Genomic DNA, 14,711 nt, shown 5'->3' on the forward strand with positions numbered 1-14,711 from the left:
CATGAGTGACGAAGCTTCCGCCAAGATCCCGAACGCCGGCAAGAAGGCGAAGGACCTCAACGAGGTCATCCGCTACACGCTGTGGTCCGTCTTCAAGCTCCGCGACGTCCTGCCCGAGGACCGCACCGGGTACGCGGACGAGGTCCAGGAGCTGTTCGACAAGCTCGCCGCCCGGGACGTCACCGTCCGCGGCACCTACGACGTGTCCGGTCTGCGCGCCGACGCCGACGTCATGATCTGGTGGCACGCCGAGACCGCCGACGAGCTCCAGGAGGCCTACAACCTCTTCCGCCGCACCAGGCTCGGCCGCGCCCTCGACCCGGTGTGGTCGAACATGGCGCTGCACCGCCCCGCCGAGTTCAACAAGTCGCACATCCCGGCGTTCCTCGCCGACGAGACGCCCCGCAACTACGTCTCGGTGTACCCCTTCGTACGCTCCTACGAGTGGTACCTGCTGCCCGACGAGGACCGCCGCCGCATGCTCGCCGACCACGGCAAGATGGCCCGCGGCTACCCCGACGTGCGCGCCAACACCGTCGCCTCGTTCTCCCTCGGCGACTACGAGTGGCTGCTCGCCTTCGAGGCCGACGAGCTGTACCGCATCGTCGACCTGATGCGGCACCTGCGCGCCTCCGAGGCCCGTATGCACGTCCGCGAGGAAGTGCCGTTCTACACCGGCCGCCGCAAGTCCGTGGCGGACCTGGTGGCGGGCCTGGCCTGAGCCGGGAGCCGATATTCGGTTGCCGCGCCCGCCGCGCGGGGGGTTTCATCGAGAGGTCGAACCTCTGCTGAGAGGTCGCGTCCTTTCGTCGGAAACCCCCTTACGGAAAGCCGGTGTTGTATGCCCAGGGCCCTGCGGAATCTCTCGAGCCCATTCCATTCCGCATCGCTCAGGAGTCACCTCTCCCATGTCCTCCAGGTCACGCAACACCTCCCGGCGGGCGCGCACTGAGGCACGCGCCCAGTCCTTCCGCTGCCTCCAGTGCGGCCTCGACGTGTCGATGACCGCACCCGGCACCGACCACCGCAACCACTGCCCCAACTGCCTGTGGAGCCGTCACCTCGACGACACCCCGGGCGACCGGGAAGCGGACTGCGGCGCCCGCATGGAACCCCTCGCCATCTCCGTGCGCGGCGACGGCGAATGGGTCCTCGTCCACCGCTGCACCCACTGCGGCGTCCTGCACGCCAACCGCACCGCGGGCGACGACAACGCGCTGCCGCTGACCCGGCTCGCGGTGCGCCCGCTGGCGCAGCCGCCGTTCCCGCTGGAGCGCCTCGGCGCCCTGTAGGGGCAAGGTCCAGGTGTCACACGACGTGGGGCCGCGCCGCCGCGCGCGGCCCCACGAGCGGTCGCGGCTCCGGGCGCGGGGCGCACGTCGCACGCCCCTCGGGGAGCCGTCCCCGCAGGAGATACGCCTCCAGGTGGTCGTTGACGCACGCGTTGGGGCCGCCCCCGACGCCGTGCGTGCCCGCGCCACGCTCCGTGACCAGGACCGATCCCGCGAGCCTTCGGTGCAGTTCCAGAGCGCCCGCGTACGGCGTCGCCGCGTCCCGCTCGGCGGCCAGGATCAGGGTCGGCGGCAGGGCGTCCGCGGTGGCGCGCACGTCCACGGGCTCCTGGCGCGGCTCGGACCAGTACGCGCACGGTAGGTTCATCCAGGCGTTGTCCCAGGTCTCGAAGGGCGCGAGGAGGGCGAGCCGCGAGTTGTCGCGGTCCCAGACGGCGAAGTCGGTGGGCCAGGGGGCGTCGTTGCACTGGACGGCGGTGTAGACGGCGTTGCCGTTCTCCTCCTCCGCGGCCGCCGCGGGGTACGGCGCGGCCTGCTCGACGAGCGGCTTGGCGTCGCCCTTCAGGTACCGCGACAGGGCCGTGGCCCGCATCGGCCAGTAGTCGTCGTAGTACGCGGCCTTCAGGAACGCCGACTGCAACTGCGCCGAGCCGACCTTGCCGCCCGCCGGTTCGCGGGTGAGCCGCTCGCGGACCGTCTCGTAGGACCGCTGCACCGCCCGGGGTGTCGCGCCCAGACGGTAGGTCCCGTGGTGCTTCGCGACCCAGGCGCGGAAGTCCGCCCAGCGCTGCTCGAAGGCCAGGGACTGGTCGAGGTTGTTGGCGTACCAGATCCGGTCCGGGGCCGGGTCGACGGCCGAGTCGAAGACCATGCGGCGCACGTGCCCGGGGAACAGCGTCGCGTACACGGCCCCGAAGTAGGTGCCGTACGAGGCCCCCATGAACGTCAGCTTCCGCTCACCGAGGGCGGCACGCAGCACGTCCAGGTCACGGGCGTTGTTCACGGTGGTGTAGTGACGCAGGTCGGCGCCCGCGTGCCGGGCGCAGCCGCGGGCGTACGCCTTCGCCCGCGCGACGCGTTCCGCCTTGTACGAGGCGTCGGGGTGGGTCGGCGAGTTGGTGGGGGCCTTGGTGAACTGCTCGGGGTCCTGGCAGGACAGGGGGGCGGATCTGCCGACACCGCGCGGGGCGTAGCCGACGAGGTCGTACGCCGCCGCGAGGCGCTTCCACTCCGGCATCGGGCCGACCATCGGGAAGTACATCCCGGAGGCCCCGGGACCGCCCGGGTTGAAGACCAGGGCGCCCTGCCGGTCGACCCGCTCGCCGTCCACCTCCCGGCCGGCCGCGACCCGGCTGACGGTGAGCCGGATCTGCTTGCCGTCGGGGCGGGCGTAGTCGAGGGGGACGGTGACCGTGCCGCAGCGCACGGACGGCGGCAGGTTCTCCGCCTCGGCGCAGGCACCGAAGCGGATGCCCGCGGCGTGGGCGCGCTGGGCGGCGAGACCGGTGCCGAGGGCCTCGACGGCGGGTGCGGGGTCGGCGGCGGCCGCGGGTCCGAACCCGGCGGCAGGGGCTCTGGGCACGGGAGAGGCGGTTGTGGGGGCGGGGGAGGCGGTTGCGGGGGCCGCGGCGAGGGCGCCGAGGACGAGGGATCCGACAGTTCCGACAGTGCCGATGACGCCGAAGGATCCGATGGATCGGACCGGTCCGACGGGTCCGACGGGTCCGATGGAACCGATGGATCGGACGGGTCCGACTGTACCGACGGGTCCGTGCGGGGTGGTTCTCGGTGCTCTCATCGCTGTTCTGCGTCCCTTTCGCGCGGCGCGGCCCCGCGGCCCCCGGATCATAAAATCGGATAAACCGCAGCAAAGGGATATTCAGTTCGACGGTCGGCGAAGTAAAGCACCGGCTCGCGGATGTCGGCGCAAAGACCCCTATGGGCCTCAGGGGGCCTCGGCGGGTCTCAGGGGTGCGACTCGCGGTACCCGTCGAGGTTCGGGTCGCGGTGGGAGAGCGCGGCGCGCAGTCCCGGGTCCTCCAGGGCGCGCAGCCCGCGGACGGCCACCGCCGTCAGATCGTCCCGCGAGGGCAGCGCCCCGAGCAGCCGCTGCCCCGCCGGAGAGGCCCAGCGCGTGGTCGGCACCTCGAACCGGGCGATGGCCAGACAGCTCAGCGTGAGGAGGAACGGCAGCGCGAACCACACCGCGACCGGCGCCCGTCCCGCGCCTCCCTGCGCGGGCAGCAGCGTCGCGCACGCCCCCAGGGCCACCACGGCGACCGCCGCGGCCCGCACCTGCCGCGCCGCGCCCGCGATGCCCGTCCAGGCCCCGTCCGGCACGGCGAGGCCCGCAGCGACGAGCCGGTCCGCGAGCGCCCGCACCGCGTCGGCGGCCGCGGCGGCCCTGCGCACCGGGGCTATCCGCGACTGCCCCGCGGGTCCGATCGCCCCCAGCACGGACCGCTCCATGTCGTCCTTGGCCACCGGGTCCACGACGGTGGCCCACCCGGTGTGCGCGAGCAGCAGCCGCCGCCTGCGCGCCATCGAGAGGAGCGCCACGTCGACGACCCGGCCGGGCCCGCCCGACAGGAACGCCGCCTCGTACAGCGTGAGCTGCCGCCCCTGATGCGCCCCCCGGGCCTCACCGGCGGCACGCACCGCCGCCAGGCACAGCCGACCGCACGTGAGCAGGGTGAGGGCGCAGGCGAGGAGCAGCAACGGAACCCAGAACATGCCGGATTTCTATGTGAAGGTGCTGTGGCGCCGCCACCGGGATTCCGCGATGTGGACGGTCGGCGGTCCACAGTGCGGGCGCGGACGGGTCCGCGGCGCGGGCGCTGGCAGGTCCGCAGTGCGGGCGCGGGCAGGTCCGCAGTGCGGGCGCGGACCCCACCCGCTCGCGCGCGAGGACACGTCCGCGGTTCAGCCCCCGAGCCGCGCCCCGGCCTCGCGCCCGGCCCGGCGCAGGGCGAGGCGTGCGGTTCGGGTCCGCCACCAGCGCGTCAACAACCTGCTGCCCGGCGGCTTGGGACCCGAGCGCTCCAGCCACCAGGTCCGCAGCTCCCCCGAGCTGTCGGGGTGCCCCCCGAGCAGCAGATGGGCGGCGAAGTCCAGCGCGTCCTCGCGGTAGCCACCCGTCATGGGGCGGGAACGGGCGTACGCGACGAAGTCCGCGCGGTACGTCGGTCCGACGATCCGCGGCAGTTCGGGGGCGACCTTCGCCACGACGTCCGCACGCTTGGCGCTCAGCGCCCGGCTCTGCACCCGCAGCCGGGACCCGTCGAAGCCCTCCGGTGCGGGCGTGCCCGCGACGAGCGCGGAGAGCAGGGCGGCCTCGGACAGCGCCACCCGCTGACGGGTGGCGGCGGGCACGGGCACGGGGGCGGTGGCGGCACCGGCGGCGGAGGCCGTGGCGGGGACGGGGGCGGCCGCCTTCCCGGCGCGCCGCGTCGCCCCCGCCACCGTGTCCCGGATCGCGTCCAGCTCCCGCTCCAGCTCGCCCCCGTCGGGGAAGTCCTCGTCCCGCTCCAGGAGCACGCCCGGCGGGCGCGTGCGCGAGGCGAGGTCGGCCAGGATGTCGAGCACGGGCTGCGGCACCGGGTGGGCGTGGCTGTCGTGCCAGACCCCGTCCCGCTCGAAACCGCCCGCCACGTGGACGTACGCGATGGCCTCGACCGGCAGTTCGGACAGGGCGCGGGCGGGGTCCTCGCCCCGGTTGACGTGGTTGGTGTGCAGATTCGCGACGTCGACGAGCAGCCGTACGCCGGTCCGCTCCACCAGCTCGTACAGGAACTGCCCCTCCGTCAGCTCCTCGTCCGGCCAGGAGATCAGCGCGGCGATGTTCTCGACGGCGAGCGGCACCGGCAGCGCGTCCTGCGCCATGCGGACGTTCTCGCAGAGCACGGCGAGCGCGTCCCTGGTGCGCGGCACCGGAAGCAGATGCCCGGCCTCCAGGGTCCTGGACGCGGTGAGCGCGCCCCCGGCCCTGACGAACGCGATGTGCTCGGTGACCAGCGGCGAACCGAGTGCCTCCGCGCGCTCGGCGAGGGCGGTGAGGCGCGCGGGGTCCGGGCGGTCCGCGCCGCCGAGCCCCAGTGCGACGCCGTGCGGCACGACCGTGACGCCGCGCTCGCGCAACCGCAGCAGCGAGTCCGGCAGATGGCCGGGGCAGACGTTCTCGGCGACCGCCTCGACCCAGTCGATGCCGGGCATGCGCTCGATGGCGTCCGCGATCTCCGGCCGCCACCCGATCCCGGTCCCCAGCAGCACGCCTCCGCCCGCCGGCTGCACGCCCCGGCCCGTCGGCTGCACGCCCCCGCCCGCCGACTGCGCCGTCGCCCCCTGCCCAGTCGTGTGCCCTGTTATGTGCTCAGGCGTGTGCTCAGTCGTGCTTCGTCCCGCCGTGCCCCGTACCGTCGTCCCCCGTGCGGTCATGGTTCCCCCTCCGTGGCTGCCGTCGGTGCCCCCGCCCGTTCCGTAGCGGGAGTCATGACCCCGGCAGTCTGCCCCGAACCCTTCGATCAGCGGTTACAGAGCTACATTTGAGGTTCCGGACGGCTGGTGTCGACGGTGCCCGGGAGGCCGGGGGAGGGCCGTGAGGTGCCTGAGACGTTGCCGGTCGGGCTGGCGGGTGCGGGGGCGGGGGGTGCGTCGCGGCCGGGGGCCGGGGGGCCTGTCGGGCTCGCGGTGGAGGTGGCGGCGGAGCCGTTCGCGATGGCGTCGAAGTCGACGTAGCCGGTGCCTTCGAGCATCGTGATGTGGTCGAGGACGGTCTGGTTGGCGTCGGACGCCAGCTGCCGCACGAGCGAGTTGCGGGTGGTGTCGCGGACCTGGGCGATGAGGGCGAAGACCTTGCCGTGGGCGACGCGCAGCAGGTTGGCGAACTTGCGCTGGTACGTCTCGCCGGTCGCCGCCGTCAGCTCCCGCAGCCAGCCCTGCTGCTGGTCGCTCGGCTGGTTCGGCAGCTCGACGCCGAGCTGCGAGGAGACGCCACGCACCCGCTGGTCGAGGTCGGTGTGGCCGACGATGAGGTGGTCGCCCGCGTCCTTCACGGCCTTGCTGGGCGCGCGCTCCACGGCCTGCTGCCCGGCGGGGATCTCCCACAGCCCGGCGAGCCGCACCTTCACCAGGAAGTCGCGGTCGGTGGCCGACAGGGGCCCCCAACGCGTGGCGACGCTCCCGGCTTCGAGGTTGGCCTCGCCGGTTCCGGAGCGGTCGGCGTAGGACCACACCGGGAAGGCGAGCGCGCCGACGGTGACGACGAGGGCCGCGATGATCAGGGCGGTGCCGTTCACGCGCCCGATGTGCCTGATGCGCTGCAAGGTGCCTCCCGAGCGTCAACCCGGCCGGGGGGCGGGCTGCTTGGTGGTACCGGAAGGTACGGGAGGGGCGGGGGCGGTGTTCAGCACAGTGAAAGTTCTGTGACGGGCGTCACGCCGGACGATGCGGGGGGCGGGGTGGCCCGGAATCGCGGCGTTGTCAGTGCCGTCGTCTAGGGTCCACAGGACAGGCCATCGCGAGCGGTGCAGGGCGCGTCGCGGTGTGCACGGGGAACGCGACGAACGCGACGAACGCGATGAATACGGCGAACGCGGCGAGCACGGCGAACTTGGGAGGGGCCATGGCGTCAGAGGAGTCGATCGACCTGATCCGCCTGGAGGGCGAGGACAACAGCGTGACCGTCCGCATCACGGGGAAGCGCCCGACGCCGGGGCGTTCCGGCGTCGAAGTGCTCGTCGGCGAGATCCTCGTCGACACGGCCTTCGTGCGGGGTTCGCTGGCCACATCGGTGTCGCCCGAGGACCTCACCGAGTGGCGCGAGACCCTCGACGCCCTGGACGGCGGCGACGACCGGACCTGGCGCGCGGGCCGGCGCGACCCGGAGCTCTCCGTCGAACTCGACCCGGACGGCGAGCTCGCCCACGTCACGATCACCGACCACACGATGTCCCGCACCTCGGTGACAGCGACCGTCACGCTCACGGACGAGTGGTTCGACGAGGCGTACGAGCGCCTGGACGAGACCCTGCGGACATGGCCCGTGGACGGGGCGCTGCGGGGCTGACGGGCGGGGCCGTGCCGGGGCTCAGGGCGCCGGCAGGAACGGGGCGATGGCGTCCAGGAAGTGGTCGTTCCGGTCGCCCGCCACCATGTGGCCCGCACCGGGTACCTCGACGCGGCGGGCGTGGGGGACGTGCGCGCACAACTCCTGGGCGATGTCGTCGCGTACGACGTCGCTGATCGCGCCGCGGACGAGCAGGAGGGGTGCGGGGGTGCGGCGGGCGGCCTCCAGGAGGCGGTCCGCCATGCCGGGCGGGTCCATGCGCCCCTCGAAGCTGTCGAGCAGCCGGGGGTCCCAGTGCCAGACCCAGCGGTCGCCCCGGCGGCGCAGGTTGTTCCGCAGGCCCTGCGGGCCCTGAGAGCCCTGCGTGCCGGGTGAGCCCTGTGGGCCCTTTGCGTCCTGCGGGTTCGTTGAACCCTGCGGGACCTGAGAGTCCTTCGTACCGGGTGAGCCCTGTGGGCCCCTTGCGCCCTGCGGGCTCGGTGAACCCTGCGGGCTCGGTGAACCCTGCGGGCTCGGTGAACCCTGCGGGTCCTGCGGGCCCCGCGTGCCCTCGGGCCCGTCCGAACGCGGCCGGTGCGGCCCGTCCGGACGCGGCCGGTGCGGCAGGTACGCCGAGACCGCCTCCGCCGCCTCCTCGACGCCCGCGAAACCGTCCGGCCGCCCCCGCATGAACTCGACGATCCGGCGCACCCCGCGGGGATCGGGCCGGTGGGCCACGTCGACGAGCACCAGGGCGCGCACCGCCGCCCTCGGTTCCTCCCCGGCGGCCAGCAGGGCACCCAGGCCGCCGAGGGAGGCGCCGACGAGCACCGGCGGGCAGGCGGGTCCGGCGAGCGTGTCGACGAGTGCCCGGACGTCGTCGGCGAACAGGCCGAGGTCGTAGGCACCGTCGGCCGACCACTCGCTGGTGCCGTGCCCGCGCAGGTCCGGGGCCACGACCCGCCACCCCAGCGCGGCCAGACGGGGGCCGGTCCTGCCCCAGGCGTGCCGTGTCTGGCCCCCGCCGTGCAGCAGGAGAAGCGGGGGTGAGGACGCCTCGCCCCACACGTCCGCCGTGAGCAGGACCCCGTCGCGGCCCGTGAAGCGGTGGGACCGGGGCGGCACGGACCCGTCGGGCGTCATGCCGAGCCGCCCCGGGAGCGGAGCGGCGCGAGGAGCCGGTCGCGGTGGGAGTCCGCGGCCGCCGCTGCCAGCGAGACGTCGAGCGCCAGCAGCGCGCGTGCCAGGAACCGTTCGTCGTCGATTTGCGCGGCCACCCACTGGTGCAGCGCACCCACGCACCCGGCGCCCACCACGGAGGCCAGCGCGTCCGTGTCGGCGTCCGCGTGCAGGACGCCCCGGGCGCGGGCGTCCGCCAGCGCCCGGCGGAGCTGGGTGAGCGGACTGCGGTCGAGCACCAGGCCGCTCTGCTCCCACTCGCGCACCAGGCGACGCGACACGACCGGATCGTCGACGAACAGCCGGACGGTCGACTCGACGACATCGCGCGGGTCATCGGTGCCGAGGAGCGCGAGACGCCGGTCGAGTTCGTCCGTGAACCCGGCGGCGAGCGCCTCCCAGACCTTGTCGCGCGGCCCGATCAGGTTGTACACGGTCGCCGGGGCCACCTGTGCCCGCTCGGCGATCCGCTCCGTGCTGAGCACCGACTCCGGTTCCGCCCGCAGGAGTTCCCGCGCCGCGTCCAGGATCCGGCTCCGCCGCTCGGCCTTGTGCCGGGCGCGCAGCCCCCGCCCCTGCCCGTCCTCCTCCGTCCGCGTCCGAGCACACATCTACAGCACGCCCTTCACCGAAAAGTAGAGAGTGCTTTAAATGCAGAGGAGGCTATGGATTTCGCAAGAGGCCGGGGTTTAGGGGCGGTCCTTCCGAGGGAGCGGGCAGAGGTGGCTGCCTCCCTCGGCCACGACGGTCTCCCCGGGGGCGATCTCCGTGAAGCCCGCGTCCCGTACCAACGGCAGTCCGGCGCGGACCAGTTCGGCCCAGCGGGACGGGGACGCGGTGCGGACGGACAGGGCGAAGCCCGCATCGCGCCAGGCCGTGCGGTCCGACGCGGACAGCTCCCACCACGCCAGTTGGGCGCCGTGCCCCGCCTGGGCCATCGTCTTGCCCGCCGACATGGAGACGTGCGGGTTCAGCCAGAGGACGGGCGCCGCCGGGTCGGGTTCCGGTACGGGGTCCGGGTCGTCGAGCTCGGTGCCGGAGACCTGGAGGCGGGCCAGGTCCTTGGGCCAGCCGTCCAGGGGCACCGGCGGGAAGACACGTACCTCGGCCGACTTGCCGGTGACCGTGATGCCTGGGAGCGCCTCCGCACGCCGCCACTCCGCGCCGCGCGCCCTGCGCACCACCTTGCGGATGCGCGCGTCCTGCCAGTCCCGCATCGCCCGGGACCACACGCCGTCGCCGAGCGACCGCTCGTCACTGAGGATCGTGAGGACCGCGCGGGCCGCCGTCTCTACAGCGTCCGTACGGGCCGGGGGCGCCGCGCGCTCCATGCGGACCACCAGGGGCAGGACGAACTGAGGGGCGTCGTCGCGCGGGTGGGCCGAAGCGGGCGCGGACTGCGCGGGGCGGCTGCCGGGAGCGTTCGGCGGGGCTTCCTCCGGACCGTCCTGCGGGACGCCACCGGAGGCGGTGGAACGGGGCACGTTGCTGGTCACGCGCCCAGTCTGCCAGGGCGCCGGCCGGGTCTGCGGGGTGGCTGCCGGGCGGCCGAGGGGGCGGGGGCGGCCCGGGGGCGTGACCTTCGCGGTCGGAGGACCGGCCCCTGTCCGCCCGCGACGTCAGCCCGAGCACGCCGAGCGCTCCGCCTCCTGCCACTCGCAGACCGGACACAGGGTGACGCCCCGGTACGACTCCGGGTACTCCGTGGGCTTCCGGCACAGCACGCACTCCGCGAACGGCGGGCCGCCGGCCACGGGAGGCGGGACGGGCGGACCCGGCGGCCCCGGCGGGCAGTAACCGTCGGCGGTAGCGTCAACGGCGTCCGTCTCAGCGGTGGCGTCAGTGACGGCGGTGTCGTCCGGAAGCTCGGCCATGACCGCCAGCCTAGTTCGGGGTGGCGGCAGGGGGCCCGGCCGCCACCCCGTCCCGCCGGGCGTCGGACGCCCCCCGCGCGGCGCCGATCTGCTCCGACACCCGGACGAAGCGGAAGCCGCGCTTACGCAGTTCAGGGACGATGATGCGGACGGCGTGCTCGGTCGCGGGCGCGGCGCTGCGGGTGCAGTGCAGGACGACGACCGAACCCGGCCGCACCCCCTGGAGGACCTGCCGCGCCACCGCCTCGGGGTCCTTGGCGAACGCGTCGCCGCCCACCACGTCCCACTGCACCGCCGTCACACCGGTGGGCGCGAGCTCCCGCAGCGCCCGCTGGTCGTGACAGCCGCCGGGGAAGCGGAAGTACGGCACCGGACGCTCCACGCCCGACTCGCGCAAGGCGGTGAAGGTGCGCTCCACCTCGGCGCGCATGCGGTTGGGGGCGACGGTGGGCAGGCCGTAGCAGCGGGGGGTGAAGGCGTAGTGGCTGTACGAGTGGTTCGCGACCTCGAAGAGGGGATCCCTGCCGATGTCCCTGGTCTGCGCCGGGTACTGCTCGGCCCAGCGGCCCGTCATGAAGAACGTCGCGGGGACCTTCAGGTGGCGCAGGGCGTCCACGAGGGGCGGGTTGTCGAAGTGTTCGCCCGCCGCGGCACGCGGGCCCTGGTCGGCCGTCATGTCCGCGTCGAAGGTGAGGGCGACGGTGGGCGCCGCCCTCGCCGAGCCGCGGGACGCCTGCTCGGTGCGCGGCGCGCTGGTGAAGACCGGGGTCAGGCCCTGCGGGCCGGGGGCCAGGGTCGGCGCCTGACGCCCGGCGGGCGCGGTCCGGTCCTTCGGGGTGGCCGCGAGGCGCTGGTGCGGCGTGGGGGAGGGGGCCGCGGTGCAGGCCGCCAGGGAGAGGGTGGCCGTGGCCAGGAGGGCCAGGGCGGTACGGGTGTTCCGGGTCCGTGCGCGAATGATCACGCCGCGAAGATATATGGGTAAATAGGATTAATGGGGTAGGCGGGTCCTCGAACTCACCCGTACACCGGACAGGCCGGGGGCCGGAGCGCGGGCCGTAGCGGTGACGATCCGCCGGCCTCGCCGACCCGCGCCGGCGCGGTGGGGCCGGGTTTGCCAGGGGGGACCGGCTGTGGAATCGTCCTGAGGCGCTTCCCGGTCGCCGCACGTCTCCGGGCCCCGCCCACCGCGACCACCGAGAGGTTGACGAGCCGTCGATGTCCGAGCCCGCCGACACCCCCGACACCCCCGGCAAGGCCGACACCTCCGGCGTTCCCGGCAGCGCCGACGCCCCCAGCAGCGCCGATGCCACCGGGAGCGCCGACGCCCCCGACATCACATGGTCCGAAGACGTCCGTCCCCCGGGGCGGGCGAGGCGAGGGGACAAGGCGGCCCCGGGGGACGGCCCCCGAGACGCCCACGCCGACACGGAAGCCACCCCCGCCCCCCTCACGTACACCGCCCACTGGCACTCCGAGAGCGGACTGCCCGCGTCCCGTCGCGTCACCGTCGCCGACGACCGCATGAAGGCCGCCGTGGCCTACCGCCTCGTCTGTGAGGGCACCGCGCTGCTGTGGCGCGGCGACTACCAGGGCGCCCGGCAGCTGCTGCGCGCCCTCGGCAGCCGCCTGGACCGGCTCGCGCCGAAACCCGGCGCCACCCCTGCCGAGACGTTCCACCGGCACCGGCAGGCCCGCGGCCACCGGGCCAGGGTGCTCGGCATGCTGCTCGTCGTCCTGGAGGACGACCACGGCCTCGCGCTGCGCCGCGCCCCCGACGTGCGGGCGGCCTGCACGGAGGCCTACGGCACGCCGCGGCGGCGCACCGTCGTGTCGCTGCGCGAACTCCTCGGGGTGATCGGCGCCCACGAGTGGCGCCGCAAGGGCGTACCGGTACCGGCGGTCGACGGCCGCATCCACCCGCACTACGGCGTGTTCTCGCCGGTCCGGGGCGAGTACGTGGACCTCGTCGCCGCTGCCCCGCTGCCCCCCGCGGCCCACCGCGCCCCCGCGGCGGCCACCGCCTTCGACCTCGGCACCGGGACCGGCGTGCTCGCCGCCGTCCTCGCCCGCAGGGGCATCGGCCGGATCGTCGCCACCGACAGCAGCCCCCGCGCCCTCGCGTGCGCGCGCGACAACGTGGCGCGGCTGGGCATCGGCGACCGGGTGGAGGTCACGGACAGCGGTGCTCTGTATCCCGCGGGCCGTGCCGACCTGGTCGTGTGCAACCCGCCGTGGCTCCCGGCGCGCCCGACCTCCGCCGTGGAGCAGGGCGTGTACGACCCCGACAGCGCGATGCTGCGGGCCTTCCTCGCCGGGCTCGCCGACCGTCTCAAGCCGGAGGGAGAGGGCTGGCTGATCCTCTCCGACCTCGCCGAACACCTCGGTCTGCGCTCCCGCGACGAGCTCGACGAGGCCTTCCGCGCGGCCGGTCTGCGGGTCGTCGACCGGCTCGACGCCAAGCCGCGCCACCCCCGCGCGAGCGACGCCTCGGACCCCCTGCACGCGGCTCGCGCCGCCGAGGTCACCTCCCTGTGGCGGCTCGCCCCGGCAGGCTGAGCCGCCGCCCCGCACGCAGGTTCCGTGACGGGGCGGCGGACGGACGCTACCTGCGCCAGGGCCCCGTCACCGCGAACGTCGTACCGGGCGTGTAGCAGTTCACGTACATCGTGTCCTCGTCCGGCGAGAAGGTGACGCCCGCGAACTCGCCCCACTCCGGCTTGTCGGGTGTGCCCGTGTTCTGCGCGTTGCGCGCCATCGCGTAGACCTCGCCGCCGCGCGTCACGCCGTACACGTGCTGGATGCCGCCGCCGTCCTCGCACACCATCAGGCCGCCGCCGGCGGCGAGGCAGATGTTGTCCGGAGACTCGCCGGGCAGCTGGACGTCGGTGCCGGGGCCGAACACGATCACGAGCGTGAGGCGGCGCCGCGCCGGGTCGTACCGCCACACCTGGCCGTAGTGGTCGGCGGCCGAGCCCTCCGCGCTGCGCGCGTAGCTGGAGACGAAGTACACGCAGCGGCCGCCCCAGTAGCAGCCCTCCAGCTTCTGCGCGTGCGTGATCCCCTTCGGGCCGAAGTCCTGGTGGCGTACGGGGGTCTCGGCGGCCAGCGGGTCCGGTACGTCCGCCCACGTGACGCGGTCGAACGACGTGCCCGGCTCCTGTACGGCGGACAGGTCCGCGACGCCCGGCACCCGCATCGCCTGGAGCCTGCCGCCCGCGCGCAGCGAGCCCCTGCCGCCCCCGGGCCTGTCCGGCAGGAAGCGGTAGAACAGGCCGAAGGGCCGCTGGAAGGCGTCCTCCGTCTCGTAGACGACGCCGCGCCACGGGTCGACCGCGACCGCCTCGTGCTGGAAGCGGCCCAGGGCGGTCAGCGGAATCGCCCCCGAGCGCCGCGGGTCCACGGGGTCGACCTCGAAGACGAAGCCGTGATCCTTGGTGTAGCCGTTCGTACCGGCCTTGTCCTCGGTCTCCTCGCAGGTCAGCCAGGTGCCCCAGGGGGTGGGGCCGCCCGCGCAGTTGACGGCGGTACCGGCGATGGCGACCCGCTCGTCCACCACCCGGCCGCGCCGGTCGAGCGCGAGCGCCGTGCAGCCGCCCTTGGCCGCCGGGTCGTAGGTCAGGCCCTTGACCGTCGGGACGCCGAGCTTCGCCGTCGCGCGGTTCTCGTGGTTGCGCACCAGGTGCACACCGCCGCGCCGGCCCGCGAACGCGGCCATCCCGTCGTGCGCGCCCGGCACCTTGCCCTCGCCCGAGCGCAGGTCGTCCCCCTCACGGGAGAGGACCCGATAGCGGAAACCTTTCGGCAGATCGAGGAGGCCGTCCGGGTCGGGTATGAGCGGGCCGTAGCCGCCGGTGCCGCGGGTGGCCGCGGTGGCGGTGCCCGTGAAGAGTTCCGAGAGGGTGCCGGTGAAGGCGATGGACGCGGTGATCGCGCCCGTGCGGGCGAGTACTTGGCGCCTTGTGGCGGACGGCTGGCCGGGGGGCCTCTCCGTCGAGGACGTTCCGGTCGCGGACGTGTCGGTCGCGGACGTGTCGGTGTCGGGCATGGCAACCTCCTGCTGGCGGACAGGAACTGGTCGCATGTGTGTACCACGCAGGGCTGCCTCGCACGAGGGTTTGAACGCGGGCCCGGTTCGGGGCGTTCCTTTCGCCTGCGGGCGCGTCGTGGCTGGTCGCGCAGTTCCCCGCGCCCCTTCGGGGCGCGTCCGGTCGGGCCCCGTCAGGGGCGCGTTCGGCCGGGCGGTGGGTGGCGGGCCCCGTCAGGGGCGCGGGGAACTGCGCGACCAGCCTTAGCGGATCCGCACCCGAGGAAGGTGCGCACCTT

At 74.4% G+C, this 14,711-nt stretch carries 14 protein-coding genes; 4 read left to right on the forward strand and 10 right to left on the reverse strand.

Annotated features, from left to right (window positions below):
* Window position 1 precedes the first annotated feature (1 nt).
* The gene (gene hemQ / locus ACH4DX_RS24350; protein WP_398115581.1) at window positions 2–721 is read left to right on the forward strand and encodes a hydrogen peroxide-dependent heme synthase; all 720 of its coding nucleotides are present in this window, start codon (window positions 2–4) and stop codon (window positions 719–721) included.
* A 187-nt stretch (window positions 722–908) separates the two neighbouring features.
* Window positions 909–1,292 (forward strand): RNHCP domain-containing protein, encoded by a 384-nt coding sequence (locus tag ACH4DX_RS24355; RefSeq protein ID WP_398156675.1) that lies wholly within the window; start codon window positions 909–911, stop codon window positions 1,290–1,292.
* Between the two features lie 16 nt (window positions 1,293–1,308).
* Here the strand turns inward: ACH4DX_RS24355 and ACH4DX_RS24360 are convergent, their stop codons facing one another.
* The 4 genes from ACH4DX_RS24360 to ACH4DX_RS24375 all read right to left on the reverse strand — a co-directional run bounded on the left by ACH4DX_RS24360 (window position 1,309) and on the right by ACH4DX_RS24375 (window position 6,595).
* A complete protein-coding gene (locus tag ACH4DX_RS24360) occupies window positions 1,309–2,967 on the reverse strand; it encodes an alpha/beta hydrolase (protein WP_398156986.1) in 1,659 nt (552 codons plus the stop codon).
* 290 nt (window positions 2,968–3,257) lie between these two features.
* The gene (locus tag ACH4DX_RS24365) at window positions 3,258–4,025 is read right to left on the reverse strand and encodes a TIGR04222 domain-containing membrane protein (protein WP_398156676.1); all 768 of its coding nucleotides are present in this window, start codon (window positions 4,023–4,025) and stop codon (window positions 3,258–3,260) included.
* A 189-nt stretch (window positions 4,026–4,214) separates the two neighbouring features.
* Complete coding sequence (locus ACH4DX_RS24370) at window positions 4,215–5,561, reverse strand: DUF692 domain-containing protein (RefSeq protein ID WP_398156677.1); 1,347 nt, start codon at window positions 5,559–5,561, stop codon at window positions 4,215–4,217.
* A gap of 266 nt (window positions 5,562–5,827) precedes the next feature.
* On the reverse strand, window positions 5,828–6,595 hold the full coding sequence (locus tag ACH4DX_RS24375) for a DUF4142 domain-containing protein (protein WP_398116107.1): 768 nt from the start codon (window positions 6,593–6,595) through the stop codon (window positions 5,828–5,830).
* A gap of 317 nt (window positions 6,596–6,912) precedes the next feature.
* On the opposite strand from ACH4DX_RS24375, the gene ACH4DX_RS24380 reads away from it, so the two are divergent.
* The gene (locus tag ACH4DX_RS24380; protein WP_398156678.1) at window positions 6,913–7,356 is read left to right on the forward strand and encodes a DUF5959 family protein; all 444 of its coding nucleotides are present in this window, start codon (window positions 6,913–6,915) and stop codon (window positions 7,354–7,356) included.
* Between the two features lie 21 nt (window positions 7,357–7,377).
* Here ACH4DX_RS24380 and ACH4DX_RS24385 read toward each other — a convergent pair whose 3' ends face one another.
* The 5 genes from ACH4DX_RS24385 to ACH4DX_RS24405 form a co-directional block, all read right to left on the reverse strand.
* On the reverse strand, window positions 7,378–8,478 hold the full coding sequence (locus tag ACH4DX_RS24385) for an alpha/beta fold hydrolase (protein WP_398156679.1): 1,101 nt from the start codon (window positions 8,476–8,478) through the stop codon (window positions 7,378–7,380).
* The gene (locus ACH4DX_RS24390; RefSeq protein ID WP_398156680.1) at window positions 8,475–9,125 is read right to left on the reverse strand and encodes a TetR/AcrR family transcriptional regulator; all 651 of its coding nucleotides are present in this window, start codon (window positions 9,123–9,125) and stop codon (window positions 8,475–8,477) included. The genes ACH4DX_RS24385 and ACH4DX_RS24390 overlap by 4 nt, the downstream gene beginning before the upstream one ends.
* A gap of 78 nt (window positions 9,126–9,203) precedes the next feature.
* A complete protein-coding gene (locus tag ACH4DX_RS24395; protein WP_398156987.1) occupies window positions 9,204–9,998 on the reverse strand; it encodes a peptidyl-tRNA hydrolase in 795 nt (264 codons plus the stop codon).
* A gap of 135 nt (window positions 9,999–10,133) precedes the next feature.
* Window positions 10,134–10,388, reverse strand: coding sequence for a hypothetical protein (locus ACH4DX_RS24400; RefSeq protein ID WP_398157005.1), 255 nt, complete (start codon window positions 10,386–10,388; stop codon window positions 10,134–10,136).
* Window positions 10,389–10,398: 10 nt separating this feature from the next.
* Window positions 10,399–11,349 carry a polysaccharide deacetylase family protein gene (locus tag ACH4DX_RS24405; protein WP_398156681.1) on the reverse strand — a complete coding sequence of 317 codons (951 nt, stop codon included), beginning with the start codon at window positions 11,347–11,349 and terminating at the stop codon, window positions 10,399–10,401.
* A gap of 254 nt (window positions 11,350–11,603) precedes the next feature.
* Here ACH4DX_RS24405 and ACH4DX_RS24410 point away from each other — a divergent pair, with 254 nt between their 5' ends.
* A complete protein-coding gene (locus tag ACH4DX_RS24410) occupies window positions 11,604–12,944 on the forward strand; it encodes a methyltransferase (RefSeq protein WP_398156682.1) in 1,341 nt (446 codons plus the stop codon).
* Window positions 12,945–12,990: 46 nt separating this feature from the next.
* On the opposite strand, the gene ACH4DX_RS24415 is transcribed toward ACH4DX_RS24410, so the two are convergent.
* A complete protein-coding gene (locus ACH4DX_RS24415) occupies window positions 12,991–14,433 on the reverse strand; it encodes an alkaline phosphatase PhoX (RefSeq protein WP_398156683.1) in 1,443 nt (480 codons plus the stop codon).
* Between the last annotated feature and the right edge of the window lie 278 nt (window positions 14,434–14,711).

Origin of the sequence: Streptomyces sp. NPDC017940, from assembly GCF_044328435.1 — a bacterium.
Lineage (GTDB): Bacteria > Actinomycetota > Actinomycetes > Streptomycetales > Streptomycetaceae > Streptomyces.

What these genes read in the sequence shown, in the direction of transcription:
- hemQ (WP_398115581.1), top strand. Translation starts at nt 2, where the DNA reads ATGAGTGACGAAGCTTCCGCCAAGATCCCGAACGCCGGCAAGAAGGCG.
- ACH4DX_RS24355 (WP_398156675.1), top strand. Translation starts at nt 909, where the DNA reads ATGTCCTCCAGGTCACGCAACACCTCCCGGCGGGCGCGCACTGAGGCA.
- ACH4DX_RS24365 (WP_398156676.1), bottom strand. Translation starts at nt 4,025, where the DNA reads ATGTTCTGGGTTCCGTTGCTGCTCCTCGCCTGCGCCCTCACCCTGCTC.
- ACH4DX_RS24380 (WP_398156678.1), top strand. Translation starts at nt 6,913, where the DNA reads ATGGCGTCAGAGGAGTCGATCGACCTGATCCGCCTGGAGGGCGAGGAC.
- ACH4DX_RS24385 (WP_398156679.1), bottom strand. Translation starts at nt 8,478, where the DNA reads ATGACGCCCGACGGGTCCGTGCCGCCCCGGTCCCACCGCTTCACGGGC.
- ACH4DX_RS24390 (WP_398156680.1), bottom strand. Translation starts at nt 9,125, where the DNA reads ATGTGTGCTCGGACGCGGACGGAGGAGGACGGGCAGGGGCGGGGGCTG.
- ACH4DX_RS24400 (WP_398157005.1), bottom strand. Translation starts at nt 10,388, where the DNA reads ATGGCCGAGCTTCCGGACGACACCGCCGTCACTGACGCCACCGCTGAG.
- ACH4DX_RS24410 (WP_398156682.1), top strand. Translation starts at nt 11,604, where the DNA reads ATGTCCGAGCCCGCCGACACCCCCGACACCCCCGGCAAGGCCGACACC.
- ACH4DX_RS24415 (WP_398156683.1), bottom strand. Translation starts at nt 14,433, where the DNA reads ATGCCCGACACCGACACGTCCGCGACCGACACGTCCGCGACCGGAACG.